19 protein-coding genes and 1 tRNA gene are annotated in these 21,450 nt (G+C 55.0%); 3 read left to right on the top strand and 17 right to left on the bottom strand.

Annotated features, from left to right (window positions below; genetic code table 11):
• Positions 1–129: 129 nt before the first annotated feature.
• The gene (locus AC0TNJ_RS17800; protein WP_473769551.1) at positions 130–693 is read left to right on the top strand and encodes an alpha/beta hydrolase; all 564 of its coding nucleotides are present in this window, start codon (positions 130–132) and stop codon (positions 691–693) included.
• 39 nt (positions 694–732) lie between these two features.
• Here AC0TNJ_RS17800 and cysW read toward each other — a convergent pair whose 3' ends face one another.
• From cysW to AC0TNJ_RS17770, 6 genes are all read right to left on the bottom strand, one after another.
• Positions 733–1,563: a sulfate ABC transporter permease subunit CysW gene (gene cysW, locus AC0TNJ_RS17795; protein WP_473771880.1), complete on the bottom strand. Its 831-nt coding sequence runs from the start codon at positions 1,561–1,563 to the stop codon at positions 733–735.
• Positions 1,550–2,371, bottom strand: coding sequence for a sulfate ABC transporter permease subunit CysT (gene cysT / locus AC0TNJ_RS17790; RefSeq protein ID WP_473771936.1), 822 nt, complete (start codon positions 2,369–2,371; stop codon positions 1,550–1,552). The genes cysW and cysT overlap by 14 nt, the downstream gene beginning before the upstream one ends.
• A gap of 68 nt (positions 2,372–2,439) precedes the next feature.
• Positions 2,440–3,444, bottom strand: a complete 1,005-nt coding sequence (locus tag AC0TNJ_RS17785; RefSeq protein ID WP_473771879.1) for a sulfate ABC transporter substrate-binding protein — start codon at positions 3,442–3,444, stop codon at positions 2,440–2,442.
• A gap of 267 nt (positions 3,445–3,711) precedes the next feature.
• Entirely contained in the window at positions 3,712–3,900 is a 189-nt protein-coding gene (locus tag AC0TNJ_RS17780; protein ID WP_122000491.1) for a hypothetical protein, read from the bottom strand.
• 175 nt (positions 3,901–4,075) lie between these two features.
• Positions 4,076–5,644 carry a TerC family protein gene (locus tag AC0TNJ_RS17775; protein WP_473771878.1) on the bottom strand — a complete coding sequence of 523 codons (1,569 nt, stop codon included), beginning with the start codon at positions 5,642–5,644 and terminating at the stop codon, positions 4,076–4,078.
• Positions 5,645–5,965: 321 nt separating this feature from the next.
• Complete coding sequence (locus tag AC0TNJ_RS17770) at positions 5,966–6,628, bottom strand: DedA family protein (RefSeq protein WP_473771877.1); 663 nt, start codon at positions 6,626–6,628, stop codon at positions 5,966–5,968.
• Between the two features lie 569 nt (positions 6,629–7,197).
• On the opposite strand from AC0TNJ_RS17770, the gene AC0TNJ_RS17765 reads away from it, so the two are divergent.
• Positions 7,198–7,273, top strand: a tRNA-Lys gene (locus tag AC0TNJ_RS17765).
• A 263-nt stretch (positions 7,274–7,536) separates the two neighbouring features.
• On the top strand, positions 7,537–8,064 hold the full coding sequence (locus AC0TNJ_RS17760; RefSeq protein WP_473771876.1) for an EF-hand domain-containing protein: 528 nt from the start codon (positions 7,537–7,539) through the stop codon (positions 8,062–8,064).
• 62 nt (positions 8,065–8,126) lie between these two features.
• Here the strand turns inward: AC0TNJ_RS17760 and AC0TNJ_RS17755 are convergent, their stop codons facing one another.
• From AC0TNJ_RS17755 to AC0TNJ_RS17705, 11 genes are all read right to left on the bottom strand, one after another.
• A complete protein-coding gene (locus AC0TNJ_RS17755) occupies positions 8,127–8,549 on the bottom strand; it encodes an RbsD/FucU family protein (RefSeq protein WP_473771875.1) in 423 nt (140 codons plus the stop codon).
• Between the two features lie 92 nt (positions 8,550–8,641).
• Complete coding sequence (locus AC0TNJ_RS17750) at positions 8,642–9,508, bottom strand: ABC transporter permease (protein WP_122000486.1); 867 nt, start codon at positions 9,506–9,508, stop codon at positions 8,642–8,644.
• Between the two features lie 10 nt (positions 9,509–9,518).
• On the bottom strand, positions 9,519–10,448 hold the full coding sequence (locus tag AC0TNJ_RS17745) for an ABC transporter permease (RefSeq protein ID WP_473771874.1): 930 nt from the start codon (positions 10,446–10,448) through the stop codon (positions 9,519–9,521).
• Positions 10,441–11,430 carry an ABC transporter ATP-binding protein gene (locus tag AC0TNJ_RS17740; RefSeq protein WP_473771873.1) on the bottom strand — a complete coding sequence of 330 codons (990 nt, stop codon included), beginning with the start codon at positions 11,428–11,430 and terminating at the stop codon, positions 10,441–10,443. The genes AC0TNJ_RS17745 and AC0TNJ_RS17740 overlap by 8 nt, the downstream gene beginning before the upstream one ends.
• Positions 11,427–12,461: an ABC transporter ATP-binding protein gene (locus AC0TNJ_RS17735; protein ID WP_473771935.1), complete on the bottom strand. Its 1,035-nt coding sequence runs from the start codon at positions 12,459–12,461 to the stop codon at positions 11,427–11,429. The genes AC0TNJ_RS17740 and AC0TNJ_RS17735 overlap by 4 nt, the downstream gene beginning before the upstream one ends.
• A gap of 89 nt (positions 12,462–12,550) precedes the next feature.
• Positions 12,551–14,185 (bottom strand): ABC transporter substrate-binding protein, encoded by a 1,635-nt coding sequence (locus AC0TNJ_RS17730; protein ID WP_473771872.1) that lies wholly within the window; start codon positions 14,183–14,185, stop codon positions 12,551–12,553.
• 15 nt (positions 14,186–14,200) lie between these two features.
• Entirely contained in the window at positions 14,201–15,745 is a 1,545-nt protein-coding gene (gene pehA / locus AC0TNJ_RS17725; RefSeq protein WP_473771871.1) for a phosphoric/sulfuric ester hydrolase PehA, read from the bottom strand.
• A 139-nt stretch (positions 15,746–15,884) separates the two neighbouring features.
• A complete protein-coding gene (locus AC0TNJ_RS17720; RefSeq protein ID WP_473771870.1) occupies positions 15,885–17,933 on the bottom strand; it encodes a hypothetical protein in 2,049 nt (682 codons plus the stop codon).
• A 300-nt stretch (positions 17,934–18,233) separates the two neighbouring features.
• Positions 18,234–19,013: a sugar ABC transporter ATP-binding protein gene (locus tag AC0TNJ_RS17715; RefSeq protein ID WP_122000480.1), complete on the bottom strand. Its 780-nt coding sequence runs from the start codon at positions 19,011–19,013 to the stop codon at positions 18,234–18,236.
• Positions 19,014–19,027: 14 nt separating this feature from the next.
• Positions 19,028–20,158, bottom strand: coding sequence for an ABC transporter permease (locus tag AC0TNJ_RS17710; RefSeq protein WP_122000545.1), 1,131 nt, complete (start codon positions 20,156–20,158; stop codon positions 19,028–19,030).
• A gap of 87 nt (positions 20,159–20,245) precedes the next feature.
• On the bottom strand, positions 20,246–21,175 hold the full coding sequence (locus tag AC0TNJ_RS17705) for a sugar ABC transporter substrate-binding protein (protein WP_473771869.1): 930 nt from the start codon (positions 21,173–21,175) through the stop codon (positions 20,246–20,248).
• Positions 21,176–21,450 lie beyond the last annotated feature (275 nt).

Genomic DNA, 21,450 nt, shown 5'->3' with positions numbered 1-21,450 from the left:
TCGCTCTAAATTGAATTTGTTTTCCTTAAAAAGGCGGCTTCAGCCGCCTATCTTGGAACCAGTTTCGCAAAGCACAAGCATCGCGAAATTGAACGCCCTCCCAAGGCTTTAATCCAAGAGGAAAGACGCATGCCTGCGACATTGATCATCCCCGGCTACAAGGGATCGGAAGCAGGCCACTGGCAGCGCCAATGGTTGCATGACGATCCGTCAGCATTGCTTGTCGAACAGGACGACTGGCATTATCCGGTGCTATCCGACTGGATGCACGCGCTGGAAGCCAAACTCGCCGAAAATCCGGGCGCAGTTCTGGTTGCCCATAGCCTCGGCTGTGCGCTCGTCGCCCATCTGTCCAGCCGCCCATCGGCTGCTCATGTGGCAGGCGCGCTTCTCGTTGCTCCTGCCGACGCCGAGACCATGGCCCGCAAGGACAGCCGCTTCCAGAGCTTTGCCCCGCTGCCCCGCCATGAACTGGGCTTCCCTTCCATCGTCGTGGCAAGCCGCAACGATGAATATATGAGCTTTGCCAAGGCTGAAGCTCTTTCGCATGTGTGGGGATCGGGGTTCGTTGATCTCGGCCATGCCGGTCACATCAACGTGGCAAGCGGATTCAGCCGCTGGCCGGAGGGAATTATTCTGGCGTCCTCACTTCACAGAGAACCGGTAACCAACACGCTTTCCCAAGCAGCGTGACCGCAAGCCGTCCATTCCTCGAATGGGCGGCTTCCTTACTCACGCGCCCTGCCTGCGCGCAAGCAAAACCTTCAGAACAAGAGTTAGAAGAGCGATCAATGCCAGTGTCGAGGCTGCCGCGAAAGCACCGGCGACGTTATAGTCATTGAACAATAGTTCCACCTGTAGCGGCAGCGTGTTGGTCTTGCCGCGTATCGCGCCCGACACAACTGACGTTGCCCCAAATTCCCCCATGACACGCGCATTGCAAAGCACCGCACCATAAAGCAATGCCCATTTGATATTGGGCAAGGTGACATAGAAAAAAGTTTGCCAGGCATTGGCCCCCAACGTCAGCGCCGCCTCTTCCTCATCGCTTCCCTGCACTTCCATGAGCGGGATCAGTTCACGCGCGACAAAAGGCGAAGTCACGAAGAGGCTGACAAGAAAAATCGCCGGGACCGTAAACATGATCTTGATATCATAGCTTTCCAGCAATGGACCCAGCAGGCCTTGCGACCCATAGAGGAAGAGATAGGTCACGCCCGCCACGATGGGCGAAACTGAGAACGGTATCTCAACGAAAGTAATCAGCAACCGCCTGCCCGGAAAACGGAACTTGGTGACAAGCCATGCGACACAGACACCGAAGGCCATGTTTATCGGCACGACGACGATAGCCGTCAGAATGGTCAGCCATACCGCATGCAAAGTATCTGGTCTCAGTATTTCGCTGAAAAAGACACCGACACCCTTGCTGAAAGCATAGGAAAAGATGACCGCAAGCGGCGCTCCGATACAGATCACAGACAACCCGGCTGCCAGCCAGATCAGCAGGTTACGCATCGGCCCTGAATTTCGCGCATGCATGCTCGCGCTAGCGTTCTGCATAACGAAGCTGCCTTGCCTGAATGAGATTGGTTACAAGAAGCATGACAAAAGCCGTAACAAGCATCACGAATGCAAGCGCAGCCGCAGCCGGATAGTCATATTCATCCAACCGAATGAAAACGAGCAGCGATGTCACTTCGGTTTCGAAGGGCAGATTGCCCGAGATGAAGACAATTGAGCCGAATTCGCCAAGGCTGCGCGCAAAGGAAAGCGACGAGCCCGCAAGGAAAGCCGGAAAGATGGTCGGCCAGATAATATGCGAGAATGTCTGCCAGGAACTGGCCCCAAGGCTGCGCGCAGCCTCTTCCACATCCGCGCTCATATCCTCAAGGACAGGCTGAACCGTACGGATGACAAAAGGGATGCTGGTGAAAAACATCGCGATCATGATGCCAAGGGGTGCGTAAGCGACCTTAACCCCAATCGGTTCAAGGAGCCGCCCGAACCAGCCATTCTGGGCGAACAGTGTTACAAGCGCCAAACCAGCAATGGCAGTCGGCAGCGCGAAAGGAAGATCGACAGCGGCATCGATCAGACGTTTGCCCGGAAAGTCGTATCGCGTCAGGACCCAGGCCAGCAGAAGACCGAACAGGCCATTGAACACAGTCGCCACCGCAGCAGCGCTCAAGGTGATCTTGTAAGTCGCCAGCGCCCGCTCTGAAGTCACGATATTCCAAAAGTCGCTCCAGCCAAGGCTCGCCGTTTTCAGGATCATCGCCAGCAGCGGCAATGCCACGATCACAACCAGATAAAGCAAGGTGCAACCGAGGGTCAGCCCGAACCCCGGCAACACCGAATTACGTTTCATGCTGAGCAGAGCCACTGGATTTTTCCAAAATGCGAGGCGACCCCGCCCGGGATCGCCAGTCGGCTTCGTTATTTGCCTTTGAAGAGCTGATCAAGCACTCCGCCTTCGGCGAAATGTTCTTTCTGCACCTTCTCCCAGCCACCAAAAGCATCTTCAACCGTCACAAGGCGCACATCAGGATAGATATCCTTATGCTTTGCAATGACGTCCTTGTCATGCACGCGGTTGAAGTTTTGAGCCAGGATTTCCTGGCCTTCCGGGGCGTAGAGATAATTCAGATAAGCTTCGGCAATCTTGCGCGAGCCGCGCTTGTCCACCACCTTGTCCACGACCGTAACGGGAAATTCCGCGAGCAGGCTGACTTCCGGTACAACAACATCGTACTTGTCTGGCCCGAGCACCTTTTCGGTCCCGCGCGTTTCTGCTTCGAAAGTCACCAGCACGTCGCCAATGCCACGCTCGGCAAAAGTTGTCGTTGCCCCGCGACCACCTGTATCAAAGACCGGAACGTTTTTGAAAATCTTGCCGATAAATTCATGCACCTTTGCCTGATCGCCCTTGAACGCCTCGTTCGCGTAAGCCGTCGCGGCAAGGTAGGTGTAACGCGCATTGCCCGAGGTTTTGGGGTTCGGGAAGATCACCTTGACGTCGTCACGCGCCAGATCGTCCCAATTCTTGATGTTCTTTGGATTGCCCTCACGAACGAGGAACGCGGGAAACGAATAATAAGGCGACGAGTTGTTGGGCAATCGCTTCTGCCAGTCGGCTGGAATGAGATTGCCTTTGTCATGGAGGACTTGCACGTCGGTCACCTGATTGAAGGTCACGACATCCGCCTCAAGCCCTTCCAGAATCGAACGCGCCTGCTTCGATGATCCAGCATGGGACTGGTTTACGGTCAAATCCTCACCGGTCTTGGTCTTCCAGTCAGCGACGAAGGCCTTGTTGATCTGCTCGTAGAGTTCCCGCGCGATGTCATAGGAAACATTGAGGATTTCCGTTGGCTCCTGCGCGTGAACCGGTGCGGAGCCGAGACCAAGAGCAACCGCCGCATATAGAACAATTTTTCTCATTAGACCCATCCCCACCGCGCCGTTTGCGAAAAGCGCTCTAAACTGGATTGTTTTCGGAAAACAAATCTAACGAGAGAAGAGACAAAATCAATCTAAATCATTGATTTAAATATATAAACTACTTTCAAAGCCATTCATGGAACCTGTACCCAATCAATATGCCAGCGTGAGAAAATAATTCTCACCTGGAGCAAAACCATAAAATGAAACGCAAAAGGCAGGAGGCTTTCGCCTCCTGCCTTCAAAACTGTACTCGCCCAAGCGAACTTACCAGAAGCCGCGATGCTGCCAGCACCAGAGAAAATTATGCTCGCCACGCTCCAGCCGATTGCGGCGGCGGGCTGCAATTTCTTCAGCATTCAGCTTCATCTCGCGCCAAGGCTGTTCCAGAAAGGCCGGAACACGCAAAAACGTATTCTTCATTTTCATAGCGAGCAGTTGAACGGTTCGCTTCATGCTTGGCCTCCTCATTGCCTTACGCTCCAATATTGCCGCGCTTTCGCCGCAACAATGAACGAGAGGTTAATTTTGAAGGCTTCTCAGCTTTTGTCAATAACCCACTTATTTGATCGGAGTTAACTGCGTGAAATAATTTGCGAGCCATATCCACCAGCCCGCAAATTCATTCCTGTTATACCTCATAGTCGATTGCAGGCGTAATGCGCACCTTGCCGATGTGACGACCATTCATCGACTCGATCTTGAACTCCAGACCATCGGCAACGAAACTTTCCCCGCCCAGAGGCAAATGTCCCAGATGCCAGAGAACATAGCCGGCAAGGGTCGTATAGCGATCGCCATCGTCGAGAAGGTCGCGCTCCAAAAGCCCACTCAAACGGCGGATATCCGTGAAGCCGTCCACGAGATAACCACCCTGCCCGTCCGACTGCGCGACAGCGGCCTCTTCGTCTTCATCCGGAAATTCGCCGGCAATGGCTTCCAGAACGTCGGTGGGCGTCACCACACCTTCGAAAGAGCCATGCTCATCTACGACGACCGCAATCTGAACAGGTGAATTGCGCAACTGTTCCATCACGCGCAGCACATTTGCATTTTCATGCACGACAAGCGGCTGCTTCACAGTCTTGTCCCAGTCGACAGGTTTCCTGTCGCCGATATCCAGCAGAAGATCCCTGACCAGAGCCACTCCGACGAATTCATCCACCTGACGGCGTGCAACGATGACGCGGGAATGCGACAGCTTGCGAATGGCCGCATCGAGTTCCGCTTGATCTTCATCAAGATCGAGCCATTCGATCTCGTTACGCGGCGACATGATGGAACGCACAGGCCGGTCGGCCAGATCGAGAACGCCGCGGATCATCTCTTTTTCTTCGGGCAGGAAGACATCGCTGGCCGCTGTCTGCTGGGCGATCACGTCCACAGTATCGGAGAGCGGGTTTTCGCCACGGCCGCCACCCAGCAGGCGCAAAACGGCACCTGCCGTGCGTTCACGCAAATCATTGGTAGTGACCAATTTTTCACGATTGTGCCGCGACATCTGATTGGCAGCCTCGATCAAGACCGAGAAGCCGATCGCCGCATAGAGATAGCCCTTCGGGATATGGAAGCCGAAGCCCTCCACGACTAGACTGAAGCCGATCATCATCAGGAAACCGAGACACAGGATCACAACGGTCGGGTGCTTGTTAACAAAATCCATCAACGGCTGGGAAGCAAGCATCATCACGCCGATGGCGATAACCACAGCGATCATCATGACCGGTAGGTGCTGAACCATGCCAACGGCCGTGATGACACTGTCGAGCGAGAACACGGCGTCCAGAACGACAATCTGGACGATCACCTGCCAGAACACGGCATGGACTGCCTTGGAGCTTTTGGGCCCGTGATCGCCTTCCAGTCGTTCATGGAGTTCCATGGTGCCCTTGGCAAGGAGGAACAGACCACCGATCAGCATGATGATGTCCCGCCCCGAGAAGGACATTCCCATCAACGAGATCAATGGCTCGCGAAGCGTAACGATCCATGAAATCGAAGCGAGCAGCACCAAACGCATCAGAAGAGCCAGGGTAAGACCGACCAGCCGCGCACGATTGCGTTGATGCGGGGGCAGTTTGTCGGCCAGAATGGCAATGAAGACGAGATTGTCGATACCGAGAACGATCTCGAGTACCACCAATGTCACCAAACCTATCCAGGCATTGGGGTCGGCAATCCAGTCCATGGACCAGTCCATGATATGTCGGCTCCTTTTAAAGATCAGCGGAAATGGAAATTGGAGATATTGTCGCAAACAATTTGTGACCGGGCCGCATCCTACGGTCCAGTCTCGAAATGGCGAAGCTTATCGGGAATTGTTCAATGCAGAGGAAGCCCGAACATTCCTCAGGGAAATTCGGACTTCGAGAAGACGAATCGTCAGAACTGTCGTCGGGCATAAAGCGCGATGAACCTTATGTAAGAGGTTTGCGAGGCATAAGCCTTAGCGAAACCGGTTGCCATATGAAACATATGGTCCTGTATTATGCAGTCTGGAGCCCGCCATACAAGAGGCCGATTATTCCGCTGGCGTAACTTGTACACGCCGTTTCCGCTCCCGTCGCGGACGGGCTTTGAAAAAGCGAACGCCAATGACCGTCACGATGATGGTGGCAACCGTGATCCCGATGACAAACCAGAACATGTGATCGCCGTCCATTTTGGCGAAAATGCCTGCACCGCGACCGACCAGCCAGCCCGGAAGGAACATAGCCGGGGCCCATACGAGCGCAGAAAGCACATTGGCGGTCTGGAAACGCGTCTGATCCATGGACATTATGCCTGCAACCATCGGCACGGTGCAGCGTATAGGACCGAAGAAACGCCCCAGAAACACCGCCGAAAAGCCGTAACGGCGGAACAGCAGGCGCGCACGCGCCACGCCGCTACGGTGCTTGTTGAGCGGCCATTTGTGAATGATATTGCGGCCGAGCCACCATCCCAGGAAATAGGAGATGATATCGCCAATCACAGCACCAATGATTGCGCCGATAATAACGGGAATGGGTTCAATGATTCCGGCGCCAACAAGGCCGCCGATGGCAATCATGATAGGGGTGGCCGGAATGAACATTCCAATAATGGCGAGAGATTCGCCAAAGGCGATAGCGCCTACGATAGGCCCAGCCCATGCCCGATGATCGGAAATAAACTGTCCGAGATCGCCTATTATGCTTTCCATTCCGTCCTCAAATGTCGCAAACCGGGTTTTGAACCGCTATGAGCCGTTCCTGTTATGCAGCAAGGGCAACCCGGTGCATAAAGCGCCTTGCTCTGAATTTTTTCTGGGCCGCGTCGGTATCCTTTGATTCAGGACAACTACCAACCGATCAAGTCTTTTATATGCAGTAGCTTCTCAGACAAGCATCAATAATTGATGACATGGCTGCGACATTTGCAGCGTGGCCCTACTCCCTGATAAACTTCCCGCCCACATATTTTATCGGCAACGCCGAATATGGAGCCGCCTGCGCCTCCTTACAACGTCAGACCGTGAAAAAATGAATCAAATCAAGAATTTCTCTTTTTTGATTCTCCAATGCATGCCTCATATATGCAACCTCAGTATGTATATTTTAAATAAACACTGATGGCGCGCAAAATCCCGAATTCAAAAGCCCCGCATTTCCGGGCTTTTTGCGCTAACTTTCATTTTTTTCAGAAAATTTGCAGTTGGAGGCTGGACAGGTGGAAAAGAGGCCGTTATAGAACCGCTCACTTCACCGGGGCCGCTGCCTCGGCAAAGCGAGTGGGTGATTAGCTCAGTTGGTAGAGCAGCTGACTCTTAATCAGCGGGTCGTAGGTTCGATCCCTACATCACCCACCATTTTCTCTTCAGAAAACAAACGCTTCCGCTGATATATCGTCCTCATTGACTGGACAAAACCAGACTCTTCCGTATTGAAAATACGTTTCAATGCTTTCGCCTTTCCGCACCTTTAACAATGCCCTCGTTGGACTGCGGTTTTTCCTCCGACACATTACCGATAATTAATTCGCATATTCATATGCAGTTCATCTAGGATGACAGACATTACTCGCATGCCATCTAGCGGCGTCCCTGTAAAAGAGTAGTGGAGTAAAAGAACCATGAAATCCAAGACCGCATTTATCGCTGTAATTGCGACATCTTTGCTTGCCGTGCCCGCACTGGCGCAAGAAAATAGCAGTCCAAATACTGATAAGCCGGTGACAGAGACGGCCGTTGCACCAAACAAAGATATGAAGGGCAGACATGGCCCCGTCGACCTCGAAAAATTCTCGCGCATGGATGATCTCAAGGCAGCCGATACCGATGGCGACGGGGTACTTTCTCGCGCTGAAATCGAAGCACTGGCACAAAAGCGCATCGTGAGCCGTGCAGCTGACCGCATAGAGCGCCGACTTGACGTCAACGGCGACGGCAAGGTCATGCTTGCGGAAGTTGAAAACCAGCGCAAGAAAGAATTCGCTGCACTGGATCGGAATGAGGACGGCAAGATTGATCGCAGCGAAATGCGCGCAGCGAAAATGCACCACGCCAGAGGTTCTCACAAGGGTTCCCATCACATGGGCCACCACAAGGGTGGAGAACACAAAGGCCCAATGAAGGGCCAGGCAGAAAAGCCGCAGGAATAAGCCTCAAACAAATAGCCCGGGCTCAACGTCCGGGCTAATTTTACATAGATATCAACGACACATCAGGAGCGTATGACGCCCTTCTTGAGGATGATATTGCCATACAATCTCTTTTCACCCGTCCGAATGATCGCGAAAGCGTCACGAGCGCGATGATAAAAGGCAAATCTCTCCATTGGATCGACAGAAATCTTTCGCCCCTCGGCCTTCTCAATGACAGCTTCAAACTCTTTGAAAATCGCTGGCGTTTCATTTGGCGCCTGCATGACAGCCGCTGGCTTATCGACAAAATCGTCCAAAGGCAGCAGCGACAGAACAGCCTCAGCCATATCCGTTGCAGTGATTCCCGGAAAATCCAGTACGTGCACACCGGAAGACTGCGCCGGATAATTGGCATCGACAATCACCAGATCGTCGCCGTGCCCCATATCTGCAAGGACTTCCAGCAGCGAGCCCGTCAGCAATGGATTGATATTCTTCAACATAAGACGTCATTTCCCACAAAAATTCGAACAGATCACACTAAGCAACTCGCTTTCAGAATCGCAAGGCCCAAGTGCTGGCGAGGGCGCCAGGCTTATCGGGTTGTCGGGTCCAGCTTGTCACGCAGCCAATCGCCCACAAAACTGATCGACAGAGTCGTGAACATGATCACGAATGACGGCGCGAGCATGATCCACGGCGCACGGGTGAGATACTCGCGGCCATAACCGACCATATTGCCGAGGCTGGTCATTGGTGGCTGCACGCCGAGACCAAGGAATGACAGACTGCTTTCGAGCAAAATGATCTCCGGAAATGTCAGCGTCATCGAGACGATTAGCGTCGAAGCAATATTCGGGAGAATATGCTTGAGATAAACGCGTGACGGCGCAGCGCCGAGCTGCGTAACCGCCGCCGCGTAGCCTTGCGCATTGGCAGAAACGGCCAGCCCACGAGCGATACGGGCATAACGCTCCCAGCCATAAAAACCCATCAGGCAGGTCAACAGCAGAAGCGAGCTTCCGAAGAAGGCAAGCACGGCAAGCGACAAAATGAGGAATGGCAGTGCCGCCTGAAAATCAGCCAGCATGACCACCACCTGCTCCACCACACCGCGAAAATAAGCTGCGAGGAAACCGAGCGTCGTACCGAACACTGCAGAAATGACAGTCGCACCGAATGCAATGAGCAGTGAAATACGGATGGACTCGATAAGACGCGAGAGCACGTCACGTCCGAGCTCATCGGTACCCAGCCAATGTTGCGGATTGCCCGGCAATGCGAGGCGGTTTTTCAGATCGAAAGCCGTGATGTTGTAAGGCTTAATCCAATCCGCAGTCAGAGCAATCAGAATCATCGCCGCGATCCAAATGAAGCCGATGATGACCATCAGCGGAAGGCGTTTATGGGTCTTTTGGGGCTGTGTAGAAAGAGTAGCTGTATTGGCGGTCATATCCGTCATCAGTTCGGCCTCACGCTTTGCCCTGCGCCTGACGCAGACGCGGATCGAGATAACCGTAGAGAAGGTCGACAACGAAATTGGAGATTACCATCGTCGCGGCCACGAGAAGCAGGATGCATTGCACGATTGCGAGATCGCGATTGGCAACCGAAACCACGAGCAATCTGCCCACCCCCGGCCAGGAAAAGAGCGACTCTACAACCACTGCGCCTGCAATCAACGACCCCACCATGAAACCGACGATGGTAACGATCGGAATGGCCGCATTGGGTAGCGCGTGCCGCCAGACGACATCGCGCCACGACACACCTTTGGCGCTCGCCGTGCGAATATATGGCTGCCCCAGAATCTCGATCATCGCACTGCGGGAAAACCGCGCCAGAATAGCTGCGCCGCCAAGCCCCATCGTGATGATAGGGAGAATGGCGTGCATCCAGCTATCCTGTCCGCCCGAAGGCAACCATCCAAGCGATACCGAGAACACCAGCACAAGCAACAGGCCGAGTACAAAGCTCGGTAACGTGAAGCCAATGACAGCAGTCGCCATGACAGCCCGGTCAATGAAGCTGTTGCGGTGCAGCGCCGCATAGATTCCGGCGGGAATGCCAAGCCCAAGCTTGATCAGCAAAGCCGGTATCGTGAGTTGAAGCGTGGCAGGTATCCGCTCTGCTACGAGTGCGATTGCCGATTGGCCGTCGCGCATCGATATTCCAAGATCGCCGCGTGCAATGGCTCCGAAATAGCGCAAATATTGCTGCCAGAGCGGATCGTCGAGACCCCAGTTCTTTCGGAACGCAGCTATGGCTTCCGGCGGTGCATCCGGTCCCATGATGATCTGGGCCGGATCACCAGACATGCGCAACACCACAAAGGCAAATGTTACCACCAGAAGAATGGTCACAAATGCGCGGAACCCGCGAACCATCAGAAATCTAAGCATGAATAACGTCCGTCTGAAGGGCCTCTGCAAAATGGCAGGCCACTTTGCGCCCCGCGGGCATGTCGAGGAGTTCAGGTGTCTCGCTGCTGCAGCGCGGAGCGGCAAAACGGCAGCGGGGATGAAAGGCGCAGCCACTCGGTCGCGCGGCAGGGTTCGGTGGCTCCCCCTGCAAGATGATACGATCGCTGAGCGGCGTTCCGGCAACCGGGACACTGGATACAAGCGCCTGCGTATATGGATGAAGTGGCTTGGCAAAAATTTCGTCAGAGGAAGCTTCTTCGACGATACGGCCCAGATACATGACCGCGACACGATCCGATATATTGCGCACCACCTTTAGATCATGGCTGATGAAAACCATCGCAATGCCTTCGCGTTCCTGCAAATCCCGCAAGAGGTTTACGACCTGCGCCTGAATAGAAACATCCAGCGCCGACACGGGCTCATCACACACGATGAGGTGCGGTTTGGACGCGATGGCCCGCGCGATGACGACGCGCTGGCGCTGCCCGCCGGAAAGCTCGTGCGGGTAGCGTGAAGCCTGATCGGGACGAAGCCCGACCGCCCGCATCAGCTCGACAACACGAGCTTTCTGTTCATCTGGAGTTCCAATGCCATGGATTTCCAACGGCTCGGCTATCTGACGGCCAATCGGTAACCGTCGATCCAGGGCTGCAAGAGGGTCCTGATAAACGAGTTGCATACGCGCTCGTAGAGCGCGCCAGCTCGGGGTCTTCTGGCGAGGCAGGGCTGAGCCTTCGAACGTGACGTCTCCCTCGCTGGGGTCTTCCAGACCCAGAAGCAAACGCCCCGTCGTGGATTTACCCGATCCGGATTCGCCAACGATTCCCAGTGTCGTCGCCGGAGCGACCGATAGGGAAAGTCCATCAACAGCGCGAACCGTAACGGGTTGCGCGAACAGCCCTTTGCGTGACGTATAGGTTTTGACAAGGTCGCGGGCTTCGAGAAGAGCGGCTGTCATTGTGCTATCGCCTCTGTACTCGCTTGCATTGAAACATGCCCACGCATTAATGGCAGCAAAGACGACGCTGCCGGATAAGGGTGAAAACAGGCGACCGTGCGCCCTTCGCCGGCGTCATCCTGCGGAACACCAAGCCTTGGGAGGCTTCGCGCGCAGAGATCGCTCGCGCTCAGGCAGCGTGGCGAAAATGCACAACCTTGCGGAAGCTTGCCGGGTTCGGGAACTGTGCCCTCAATGGGGATCAGGCGACTGCGCCCGCCATCAAGGCTGGGAATGGAATCAAACAGCCCATGCGTATAGGGATGGCGCGGAGCGGCAAAAAGCGCCTCGGTCCGGGCCTGCTCGACAATGCGTCCCGCATACATGACCGAAACTCGTTCGCAGATTTGCGAAACAGCGCCAAGATCATGGCTGATAAAGACTACAGCCATACCTGTTTCCGCACGCAGCCCGGCCAGCAGATCGAGTATCTGAGCCTGGATCGTAGCATCAAGTGCCGTCGTCGGCTCATCCGCGATAAGGATGTCGGGGTTTCCTGCCAGCGCCATGGCGATCATCAAACGCTGGTTCTGGCCACCCGAAAATTCGTGCGGATAATTATCAATACGTCGGCGAGCATCGGGAATTCCAACAAGTTCCATCAATCGCAAAGCCTCTGCCCGAACCGCAAGTCCTGTCAGACCGCGATGTAGTCGCACTGCTTCCTCAATCTGCCGCCCTACCCGGATAACCGGGTTCAACGAACTCGACGGGTCCTGAAAGATCATGGCTATGCGACCGCCGCGAACATTTTCGAGCGTGCTGCGAGACGCGGTCAGCAATTCCGTTCCTTCGAGAAGGACACTGCCGGAGATCGACGCCTTTTTCGGAAGGAGGCCGAGTGCTGCCAGCCAGGTCACAGACTTGCCACAGCCGGATTCCCCGACAAGCCCCACAGCTTCGCCACGCTCAATTGAGAGATCGATACCATGCAGAACGGGCACGCCATCAAAAGCTACTTGCAGATTGGAAATTTCGACCAGCGGCATCATGCAATCCTTCTGGTTCATTCACATTCGCGGGGCTAAAAGCCCCAAAGGACAAGCGAGCCCGGCCTGGCCGGGCTCGGGTCTACAATGGTTCAAGCCCAGTTGTTCTTGCGGAAGTCCATCGCGAAAGCAGGTGCCGCTTTCCACTTCAGCGACTTCGGCTTCGCCGTGAAAGTCGCGTTCTGATGGAGGACCGTATAGGCTGGATCTTCACGCTCGCAGATTTCCAACATCCGCTTGAATGCTTCCTTGCGCTTTGCGTGATCCGTGCTTGTTTCCAGAATGACGGAAAGCTTGTTCGCTTCCTCGTTCGTCCATTCTCCGACCTGCTGCTGTTGACCGTTCGGGCCATGCTGGCTGACGATGGAAGAAACAGGATCGTTGAAGGGCGCAGAATTGGACCAGTCACGCACGGCGCGTCCCGGGCTCTTTTCCAGAATCTGCTGCCAGTTTTCCTTCATCTGAATTTCGACGTTCAGGCCCACCTGATTCCACATCTCCACGAGGATTTGCGCCGTCGGGGTCTGGTTCGTGTAGTAGTTATTGAGCAGGCGGTAAGGGATTGCATCGCCCTTATAACCGGCTTCCTTCAGAAGCTGCTTAGCGAGATCCGGATTGTATTCCGGAACGTTCCAGCCCTGAACGAACATATCGCCATAATAGTCCCACTGAAGACCCGCCGGAACGACCGTGCGGCCTGCCCACAGCGAATCCACGATCGCCTTACGATCGATCGCGTGGGTAAATGCGCGACGCACTAGCGGGTTTTCCAGTTGCGGATGGAACTTGTCGAAAACGGTGAGACGGTGGTTGAGGATCGTACCGCCCTGAACCTCGAAAGCATCATTCTTTTCGATGCCCTCGATCTGATCCGGCGGAATGTCGCAGGCAAACTGATACTCACCTGACAGCAGACCATTGATGCGCGAGGCAACTTCCGGCACTTCGATGAAGCGGATTTGCTTCAGCGGCGGGCGCCCGCCCCAATATTCGTCATGAGCTTCGAGCACCAGCATGTTGTCTGGCTTGAACTCGACGACCTTGTAAGGCCCGGTGGTGATTGGCTTGCGCGCCCAATCGAGATAGCTCGGCGCCTCCTCCCAGCCACGACGGCTCATGATCTGGCTGCCGTAGCGCGAGATACGGCCTTCCATGGTCACGTCCGGCGTACCGTTCTTGAAACGCACCGTATATTTGTCGACGACTTCGACACCCAGCAGAGATGGCCACGAACGGCGTGCAGTCGCGGGCACTTCGAGCGGCAGTTCCTTGCTTTCGCGACCGAGCGGGTTTTTCTCGGAGACATAAATCGTCTTGCCTTCGGCAGGCTGCGTGTCGCCGAACATGCGTTCCTTGCCGAAGGTGAAGGCAACGTCCTCGGCGGTCATCTCATCGCCATTGTGGAATTTCACGCCTTGCCGGAGCTTCAGTTCCACGGTCTTGTCGTCAATGCGGGTCCATTCGGTCGCAAGGCCCGGTACGGCAGAAAGCCCGCCCAACCAGTCACGGTCAATCAGCGCCTCCCAGATACTGGAGAAGAAAACGCGTTCGCCGACATTCGACTGTTCGCGAAGGACGTCGAGCGTATTGCTGTTCGCCACCTTTTGCACGGCAATGGTGATCGATGGGCGATTGTCAGCCTGCGCGATAGCAAAGCGCGGCAGGATAAGCGAACCGGCTGCACCAGCTGAAAGTCCAAGCATCCCGCGTCGGGTCAGGTTGATCATTGGTTGCTCCTGAGATCAATGGTTGCGCGTTGTCAGCCCTTGCGGGCCGGATCTGTAATGAGTGAGTGTCCGGTCGGCATGTGACAGCCGCCACGACAGTGCCTTTTGGGCATAGTCCCGAACGAGAACCGCATAAGCGGGATCATCAGCCAGATTGTTGAATTCATGCGGATCCGCCTTCAGATCGAAGAACAGCGGCGGCAGGGCCGCAAAATGCACGTACTTGTAGTTCTCGTCTTCGATCACGCAGAGGCTGCAATCATCCTGGGAAAGCTGAACCGAATTCTGCGGCTGATCGTAGAATACATCGCGGAAATCGAACTCGTAGTGCAGTTCGGTGCGCCAATCGGCAGGCTTTCCCTCTGCCAGAAACGGCAACAGCGAACGGCCGTCGCAGGCACGAGGCGTTTCGCCGCCCAGCCACTCCAGGATGGTCGGCATCACGTCAATGCTTTCGGAGAAGGCATCTTCGATTTGGCCAGCGTGGTTGTTCTGCCCCGCATCCTTTATGACCAAAGGAATACGGAAGCTTTCGGCGTTGTAGCCTATCTTGCCGAGAAGGTGATGATCGCCCAGCTGCTCACCATGATCGCTCGTGAAGATGACAAGCGTGTCATCCCACTGACCGGTTTCATCGAGATACGCAAAGACCTGTCCCAGACAGTCGTCAATCTCGCTTATCAGGCCGCAATAGGTGGCTCGCATCTGGCGAATCTCGCCTTCATCAAGCGTTGCTCCCGAGCCTTCCGCGCCATGGAAGAACGAACCGCGTCTGATGTGATCGATGTAGTGTTTCATAAGCGGATGTTGTGCCGCTTCGGCATCCGGGTTCTCCGCACGTATAGGAGCAGGCATATCCTCGGCCTTGTACATCGCATGGTAGGGGGCAGAGGCTACGAAAGGCGGGTGCGGGCGATAATAGCCAAGATGCAGGAAGAAAGGCTTGCCGTCCCTGCCCTTCAGATATGTCAGTGCGCGCTCAGTAAAAAATGTCGAATCCGAAAATTCCTTGGGGATGCGCGATGGCTTGTCGGTTGCGCCGGGAACGGAATGCTCACCTTCCGGCAGCCAGATATCTTCGCGGTTCTCCGGCAGTTCAAAGCCGTTCTGTGACACCCAGCCAAAATACCCATCCATATTGGGCTCGAATGCGCCGACAGAGCGAAATCCGTCCATGATGTCGCCCAGAACCGTAAAACGCGGATCTCTGGAAGACGTGGAACGCGGATCGGGTGTCGTTGTCGTGTAACCGATAAGCGCGGGGTCATAGCCAATAGCACGCAGGGCTTTTCCAAGGTTCAAATGACGCTGGTCAAGTGGAACGGTGTTCTGCACTGCCCGGTGATTCATCAGGTAGAGACCTGTGAGCAGGCTTGCCCTTGCGGGGCCACATGGCACGCACGTCGTGACATGGTTGCGGAAGGTCAAGCCTTCCCGGCAAAGACGATCAAGATTGGGAGTTTTAAGGAAGGGTTCGCGTCCCTCCGCCCGCATCAGGTGAGGGATAAAATCTGCTCGCCATTGATCAACGACGATAAGCAGGACGTTTTTTCTGGTCATGTTGGCCTCGTTATTTCCGAGGCTTACTAGGACCCTTGTATTTCAAGGGCATGACCCTTGTGTAATGTTTTGGTGAAGCTCTGATTACAGAAACGCCGGCCAAGGGCCGGCGTTTCCCGCAGATTGATGGGATAGTCGATTATTCCGTCTTGGCTTCGATATCGACTTTATCGAGCAAAGTGAGCGGGTCTTGCGATGCTGCGACCATTTCAAGAGCGCCAATTCCCTTATCGGCTTTGGCTTTGACAGCCAGCTCGAAAATATTCGGCTTCGCGAGGAAAGTAGAAAACGCCGCCGCAACGTCCTGCAACTGTGGCTGATCCGCTGCCAGTTCCTGTAGAGCGGCTGCGGCTACCAGAGACACAGTGCTGCGCACTTCGTCTTCGGACATATTATTTTCTTCGGCATACATTTTGATGCCCTTGGCGATGATGCCCTTTTCCTCAATCTTGAGGTTCACCTGCCTGGCCTTGAGCCCGAGCAAAGCAACCTGCGTCATCACCTTGTCGCCTGAGAAGAACTCCTTGGTGAAGCCCCCCATCAAGCCGGACATGGACACCGACCCCATATCCTTGCCGCTGATTGAAATGTCCTTGATGATCAGATTTTGGTTTGCTTCATCCCAGTTGGCCTCGAAATTTGAGGATATGATGAGACGATCATAACCAAGTTTCCGAAGCTGCTGGTAGAACTCGTCACTGCCCTGTGCCGGGACTTTGAGCGACATATCTTCATAAGCCACGCGCACATCTGTCGGAATGCCGTTGTACGGCTTGTTGAGAGCCACTTCATAGCTCTTCAACGCAAACTGAATGCGTTCGGGCAGCGAAGGAACCGACGTTTCTTCGGTTGAAGCCTGATCCGCATCGTCGGCGTTTTCCTCGCCTGTGTCCACATCTTCAGACGGGTCGTATGGCAGATCGGCGTCGATGCCAGCAATCCGAAGCGTGCCGAATTCCGGAAGCATGGTCGTATAAGGGAAGTTCTCAACCTGATCGTCGCTCAGCGACGCAAACTTCTTCAACGCTTCGATCGACGTCGCCCAGGAGAAGCCCTTCAGGGAAGCTTCTTCCATCTTCATGTAATCCTGGCCTTCCGCGAAATCGAAACCTTTGATGGTAGCGTCCATCTTCTGATTGTCGAAAGCGACCGCGATCCGTTCGATACCGCCCTTCCCCTTCGAGGCATCGGCAGGTTCGATCTTCATGCCAAGCATTTCGACGTCGCCCTTGCCGATCGTTTCGAACAATGAAGTCAGCTGGAGAATAAGCTCACGCGTTTCTGCTGGTGAAAGCTCGTCCGCCTTTTCGAGAGACTGGAGCTTTTGCAAAGTTTCGGTGAACGGCACGGCCGGCAGACGAGCCGTAAAACCATTGCTGCGAATTTCATCATAGCTGAAGCTCGCATCCTTCGTCTTCATGACGATATTCTTCGCCGAGAACGGACCATAGACCGGCTTGGCTTCCTTGTCGTCCGGGCCTGCCTTCTCGGTATAAAGGCGGGCGAGGAAGACACCGTCAATGTCTTTGCCTTCCGCGGCACCCATCGTGCCCGTCATCTTGTCCGTGACGTTTTCGCCGTCCTCGCCGGGCACTTCGACGGTAAAGTCGAAATCGGTGCTGCCAGCCGTATAACGAGCAACCTTACCGAGATTGATATCTTCCAGCGCAACGTCCTTGTAGACGATGTTCTGTTCGTTATCCGCAACGGACTGGACGACCTTGATTTCCTGCGCGGTGAGGCGCTTTGCCGAGAAACGGCCAACGCGCTCCGGCAGGGTGAGACCGCTGTTGCCGAAAGTGTCCTTCAGCATGGCGCTATCGAAATTGGCGTCTTCGATCACCACACTTGGAATGGAAATCTTGTAGTTTCCGAACTCTGTGTCGATACCGGACGCATTCAGCATCCCCGTAAGGAACAGGAACTTCGGACGACCATCAACCGAAGCGATATGGACGTTGGAACCATCCTTCAGCGGCAACGTCACGTCGCGCAGGTGGATACGTCCGAGAAAATCCGCTTCGACGGAAGAGGCCTTGCCGCCGCGCTTTTCAAGCTGCGATGTAATGGTCTTCTCAAGTGTGATCTTGTATCCGGTCAAACCGGCGGCAGCTATAGCGATTACCGCAACAGCCGCCCACAGCGCCTTGCGCCCACCCTTACGGGTTCCGTTCTTTGCCTGCTCCACGATGCTGGTCCTTTCAGCGCAAATTAAAACGGTGTCTGTGCAAGCCAGCGCCCAAGACGAATTCGCAGACGAAAGGGAGGCTTCGACATCGCGTTAATACGGCTGAAACAACGGCTTAAAACACACAGCCTGAATCAGTCAGGCAGACAGATGCTCTAACTACCTGAAATTGCAAGCGCAAGCAGGATCGCAAAAGTTTCTCACAATATTTTACCATTTGCTCAAGCATTACTCGGGAAACGCAATCTGTGATCTCTTATGCCGCTGAACTATGGTTCATTCTACACTCTGAAATTCCGATCAGACCCGACCGCCCAGTTCGGCCGTCAGGTCGGCGAGTTCCTGCCCCCCCGCCATAAGGCTCTGCAGCTCATCCATGTCGACGTCGTTTTTCGTGCGCGTTCCAAGGGTTACACCGCGATTGAGAACAGTGAACTTGTCACCAACCGCATGAGCATGGCGAACATTGTGCGTGATGAAGATGACACCAAGCCCGCGTGAGCGCACGAGATTGATGTATTTGAGGACCATAGCCGTTTGCCTCACACCCAGCGCCGAGGTCGGTTCATCAAGGATGAGCACCTTTGCGCCGAAATAGACGGCGCGCGCAATCGCCACGCACTGCCGCTCCCCGCCGGAAAGTGTTCCCACAGCCTGCTGCGGGTCACGGACATCGATCCCGATCTTGCGCATTTCTTCGCGCGTCACTTCTTCGGCCTGTTGCGCATCGAACCAGCGGAAAGGCCCGACACCCTTGGTCGGCTCGCGCCCAAGAAAGAAATTGCGCATCACCGACATCAGCGGGATCATCGCAAGATCCTGATAGACCGTGGCAATGCCATGATCGAGTGCATCGCGCGGGCTATTGAACGAGACCGGCTTTCCTTCGACCAGAAAATCGCCGCTCGTCGGTTTATGCACGCCGGAAAGCGTTTTGATCAGGGTCGATTTACCCGCGCCGTTATCGCCAAGCAGACAATGCACCTGCCCCGGCTCGACGCTCAGCGAGACGCCGTTCAAAGCAATGACCGGGCCGAAATGTTTAACGAGATTACGGACTTCGATGATGGGTGTCGTCATGGAAAATCCTCCCCTCAGCGCTCGCCGGTAGCGCGCTTGCGAATGAAATTGTTGAAGAGCACCGCGATCAAAAGCATTCCGCCAAGGAAAACGAGGTACCAGTCCTGATCGATCTGGGTGTAGGTGAGTCCGATCAGCACCATGCCGAAGATGATCGCGCCGAAGAACGCGCCAATTGCAGAGCCATAGCCGCCGGTCAACAGACAACCGCCAATGACCGCAGCGATGATTGCCTCGAATTCCTTCTGGAAACCGCGGCGCGCATCGGTCGAACCCGCATCAAGAACCGTAAGGATTGCGACCAGCGCTGCGGCCATGGCCGTGCACATGAAAAGCGTGGTCTTGACACGGCGCACGGGAACACCGGAATTGCGTGCCGCCAGAGCATCGCCACCGGCTGCAAAAATCCAGTTGCCGAAGCGTGTGCGCACCAGAACATATGTTGCGATAAGTGCAATGGCGATGAACCATAGAACTTCCACCGGCACGCCTTTTACAGAAGGCTCGCCATTGGGAAATTTGGCAATCAGATCGTTTTCAGCCATCCAGGCAAAAACTCCCTGAAAGGCATCACCGGAGAAAAGACCGGCCAGATAACTGCCAGCTACGGCTTCCTTCACGCCCCGCAACTGCGTGGCGCCACCTGTCGCCCATTTCAGCCCAACCAGTGACAGACCGCGTAAAATGAACAGGAAAGCAAGCGTCACAATAAAGGATGGCAAACCGGTTCGAATAACAATCTGCGCATTGACCACGCCTACGAATGCCGCAAACAGCAGGGTCACGATGATGGCGACGCCAAGCGGCACCTGCCAGACGACAAGGGCAGCGGCAAAGATCAGCCCCGCAAAAGCCACCATAGACCCGATGGAGAGATCGAATTCACCGCCAATCATAAGAAGTGCGGCAGCGACGGCCAGAATTCCAAGCTGCGAAGCGGGAGCCATGAAGTTCATGATGCCTGCAGCCGTAAACATCGCCGGATTGGCAACCGAGACAAAAAAGATCGAAATGAGAATCAGGCCGGATACCGCACCCAGCTCCGGTCGGCTCAGAAGCCGCTGCAACGGGCTGGCCGACTGCAATCGCTCATCCTTCGAGAGCACTGCGGTGCTGGCCTTTTGATGGGGAAGTGGCTCACTCATGATCTTCTCCTGATGCATTCTGGGTACAGATACCCGTTCCCGCCCATTGTGATGGGCGGGTTCGATATTGAATGGTCGAGATGATGCTTACCGGATACCCTTGGCCGAAAGTTCCACGACCTGCTTGGCCTTATCCTTCGTGATCAGGTTCGGGCCTGATGGAACATTCCCACCCGGCATCAAGCCGTATTTCGCATTAAGCGCCAGGAACGATACTGGCAGATAGCCTTGCAGAAACTGCTGCTGGTCGATGGCGAAATCTGCCTGCCCCTTTTCAACGGCCTCAAGAAAGCCAGCCGACATATCGAATGTCGAGACATGAATTCCGGTGCGACCGCTTTCAGCCGCCGCCTTCACGGCAGGTTCCCCCGCTAGTGTCGCATTGAGCGTCAGGATCGTGTCGACCGTAGCGTCAGATGCCAGGGCAGCGCGAACCTTGGCTTCGTTTTCGGCAGGATCAGTCGATGTCGGCAAAACCGTTACGTCGCCGAAACCTTCCTTGAAGCCCGCGCAGCGCTGATCGAGCGAGACATTTCCGACCTCGTGATTGACGCAAAGGCCTTTCTTGCCGCCAGCGTTCTTCAGCGCTTCACCGGCAGCTTTACCGGCATCGAACTCATCCTGACCGACATGCAGCAGAGCCCCCAACTTCTTCGAAGCATCGGAGCCGGAATTCATGGAAATGACCGGGATGCCAGCCGCCACAGCCCGCTGGATCGACGGCCCAAGCGCATCGGCATCGGGAATGGATACCACAATGCCTTGCGGCTTCTGATTGATCGCAGCATCAATAAGTTGAGCCATCTGCACCATGTCAAAGGTTTCCGGCGCGCGATAGTCAACCTTCACGCCCGTATCCTTTGCCGCTTCGGAAACGCCATTTTTCACGACAGACCAGAACGGATCTGAAGCCTGACCATGACTGACGACAACGATGCTGATATCGGCTGCCTGGGCCGCGAAAGACGCAGCCAGCAAGGCCACACCTGCTACTGCCGACTTCAATAGAGATTGCATGTCCATTCCTCCCTTGTCCGGCACTCCCCGCCGGTCTGCGTTAACGCTCTTATCCCTCACCTGCAGCGTCCCGGCGCTCCTCCAAGCGTTTTCCCGGCGCCACATGCAGATGGCCATTCAATTCAATAGAATGAAACATTCATAACGAAATTCTCGTGGAATTATAATTCCATTTCTGTTAGCCCATGTCAATCGCATAAGCTGCAAACGATATGCTTATTTCCCAAAGGAGTTGCGGCGCCAGGCGCTGCGACCATCGTTTCAGGAGGATTGGT

Source organism: Ochrobactrum sp. PL_is483 (assembly GCF_055816855.1).
Note: the sequence above shows the minus strand (reverse complement) of the source record. Positions and strands in the feature narration are given on the sequence as shown.

Coding starts and splice junctions, on each gene's coding strand:
- AC0TNJ_RS17800 (WP_473769551.1), top strand. CDS start 130: ATGCCTGCGACATTGATCATCCCCGGCTACAAGGGATCGGAAGCAGGC.
- cysW (WP_473771880.1), bottom strand. CDS start 1,563: ATGCAGAACGCTAGCGCGAGCATGCATGCGCGAAATTCAGGGCCGATG.
- cysT (WP_473771936.1), bottom strand. CDS start 2,371: ATGAAACGTAATTCGGTGTTGCCGGGGTTCGGGCTGACCCTCGGTTGC.
- AC0TNJ_RS17785 (WP_473771879.1), bottom strand. CDS start 3,444: ATGAGAAAAATTGTTCTATATGCGGCGGTTGCTCTTGGTCTCGGCTCC.
- AC0TNJ_RS17780 (WP_122000491.1), bottom strand. CDS start 3,900: ATGAAGCGAACCGTTCAACTGCTCGCTATGAAAATGAAGAATACGTTT.
- AC0TNJ_RS17775 (WP_473771878.1), bottom strand. CDS start 5,644: ATGGACTGGTCCATGGACTGGATTGCCGACCCCAATGCCTGGATAGGT.
- AC0TNJ_RS17770 (WP_473771877.1), bottom strand. CDS start 6,628: ATGGAAAGCATAATAGGCGATCTCGGACAGTTTATTTCCGATCATCGG.
- AC0TNJ_RS17760 (WP_473771876.1), top strand. CDS start 7,537: ATGAAATCCAAGACCGCATTTATCGCTGTAATTGCGACATCTTTGCTT.
- AC0TNJ_RS17755 (WP_473771875.1), bottom strand. CDS start 8,549: ATGTTGAAGAATATCAATCCATTGCTGACGGGCTCGCTGCTGGAAGTC.
- AC0TNJ_RS17750 (WP_122000486.1), bottom strand. CDS start 9,508: ATGACGGATATGACCGCCAATACAGCTACTCTTTCTACACAGCCCCAA.
- AC0TNJ_RS17745 (WP_473771874.1), bottom strand. CDS start 10,448: ATGCTTAGATTTCTGATGGTTCGCGGGTTCCGCGCATTTGTGACCATT.
- AC0TNJ_RS17740 (WP_473771873.1), bottom strand. CDS start 11,430: ATGACAGCCGCTCTTCTCGAAGCCCGCGACCTTGTCAAAACCTATACG.
- AC0TNJ_RS17735 (WP_473771935.1), bottom strand. CDS start 12,461: ATGATGCCGCTGGTCGAAATTTCCAATCTGCAAGTAGCTTTTGATGGC.
- AC0TNJ_RS17730 (WP_473771872.1), bottom strand. CDS start 14,185: ATGATCAACCTGACCCGACGCGGGATGCTTGGACTTTCAGCTGGTGCA.
- pehA (WP_473771871.1), bottom strand. CDS start 15,745: ATGACCAGAAAAAACGTCCTGCTTATCGTCGTTGATCAATGGCGAGCA.
- AC0TNJ_RS17715 (WP_122000480.1), bottom strand. CDS start 19,013: ATGACGACACCCATCATCGAAGTCCGTAATCTCGTTAAACATTTCGGC.
- AC0TNJ_RS17710 (WP_122000545.1), bottom strand. CDS start 20,158: ATGAGTGAGCCACTTCCCCATCAAAAGGCCAGCACCGCAGTGCTCTCG.
- AC0TNJ_RS17705 (WP_473771869.1), bottom strand. CDS start 21,175: ATGCAATCTCTATTGAAGTCGGCAGTAGCAGGTGTGGCCTTGCTGGCT.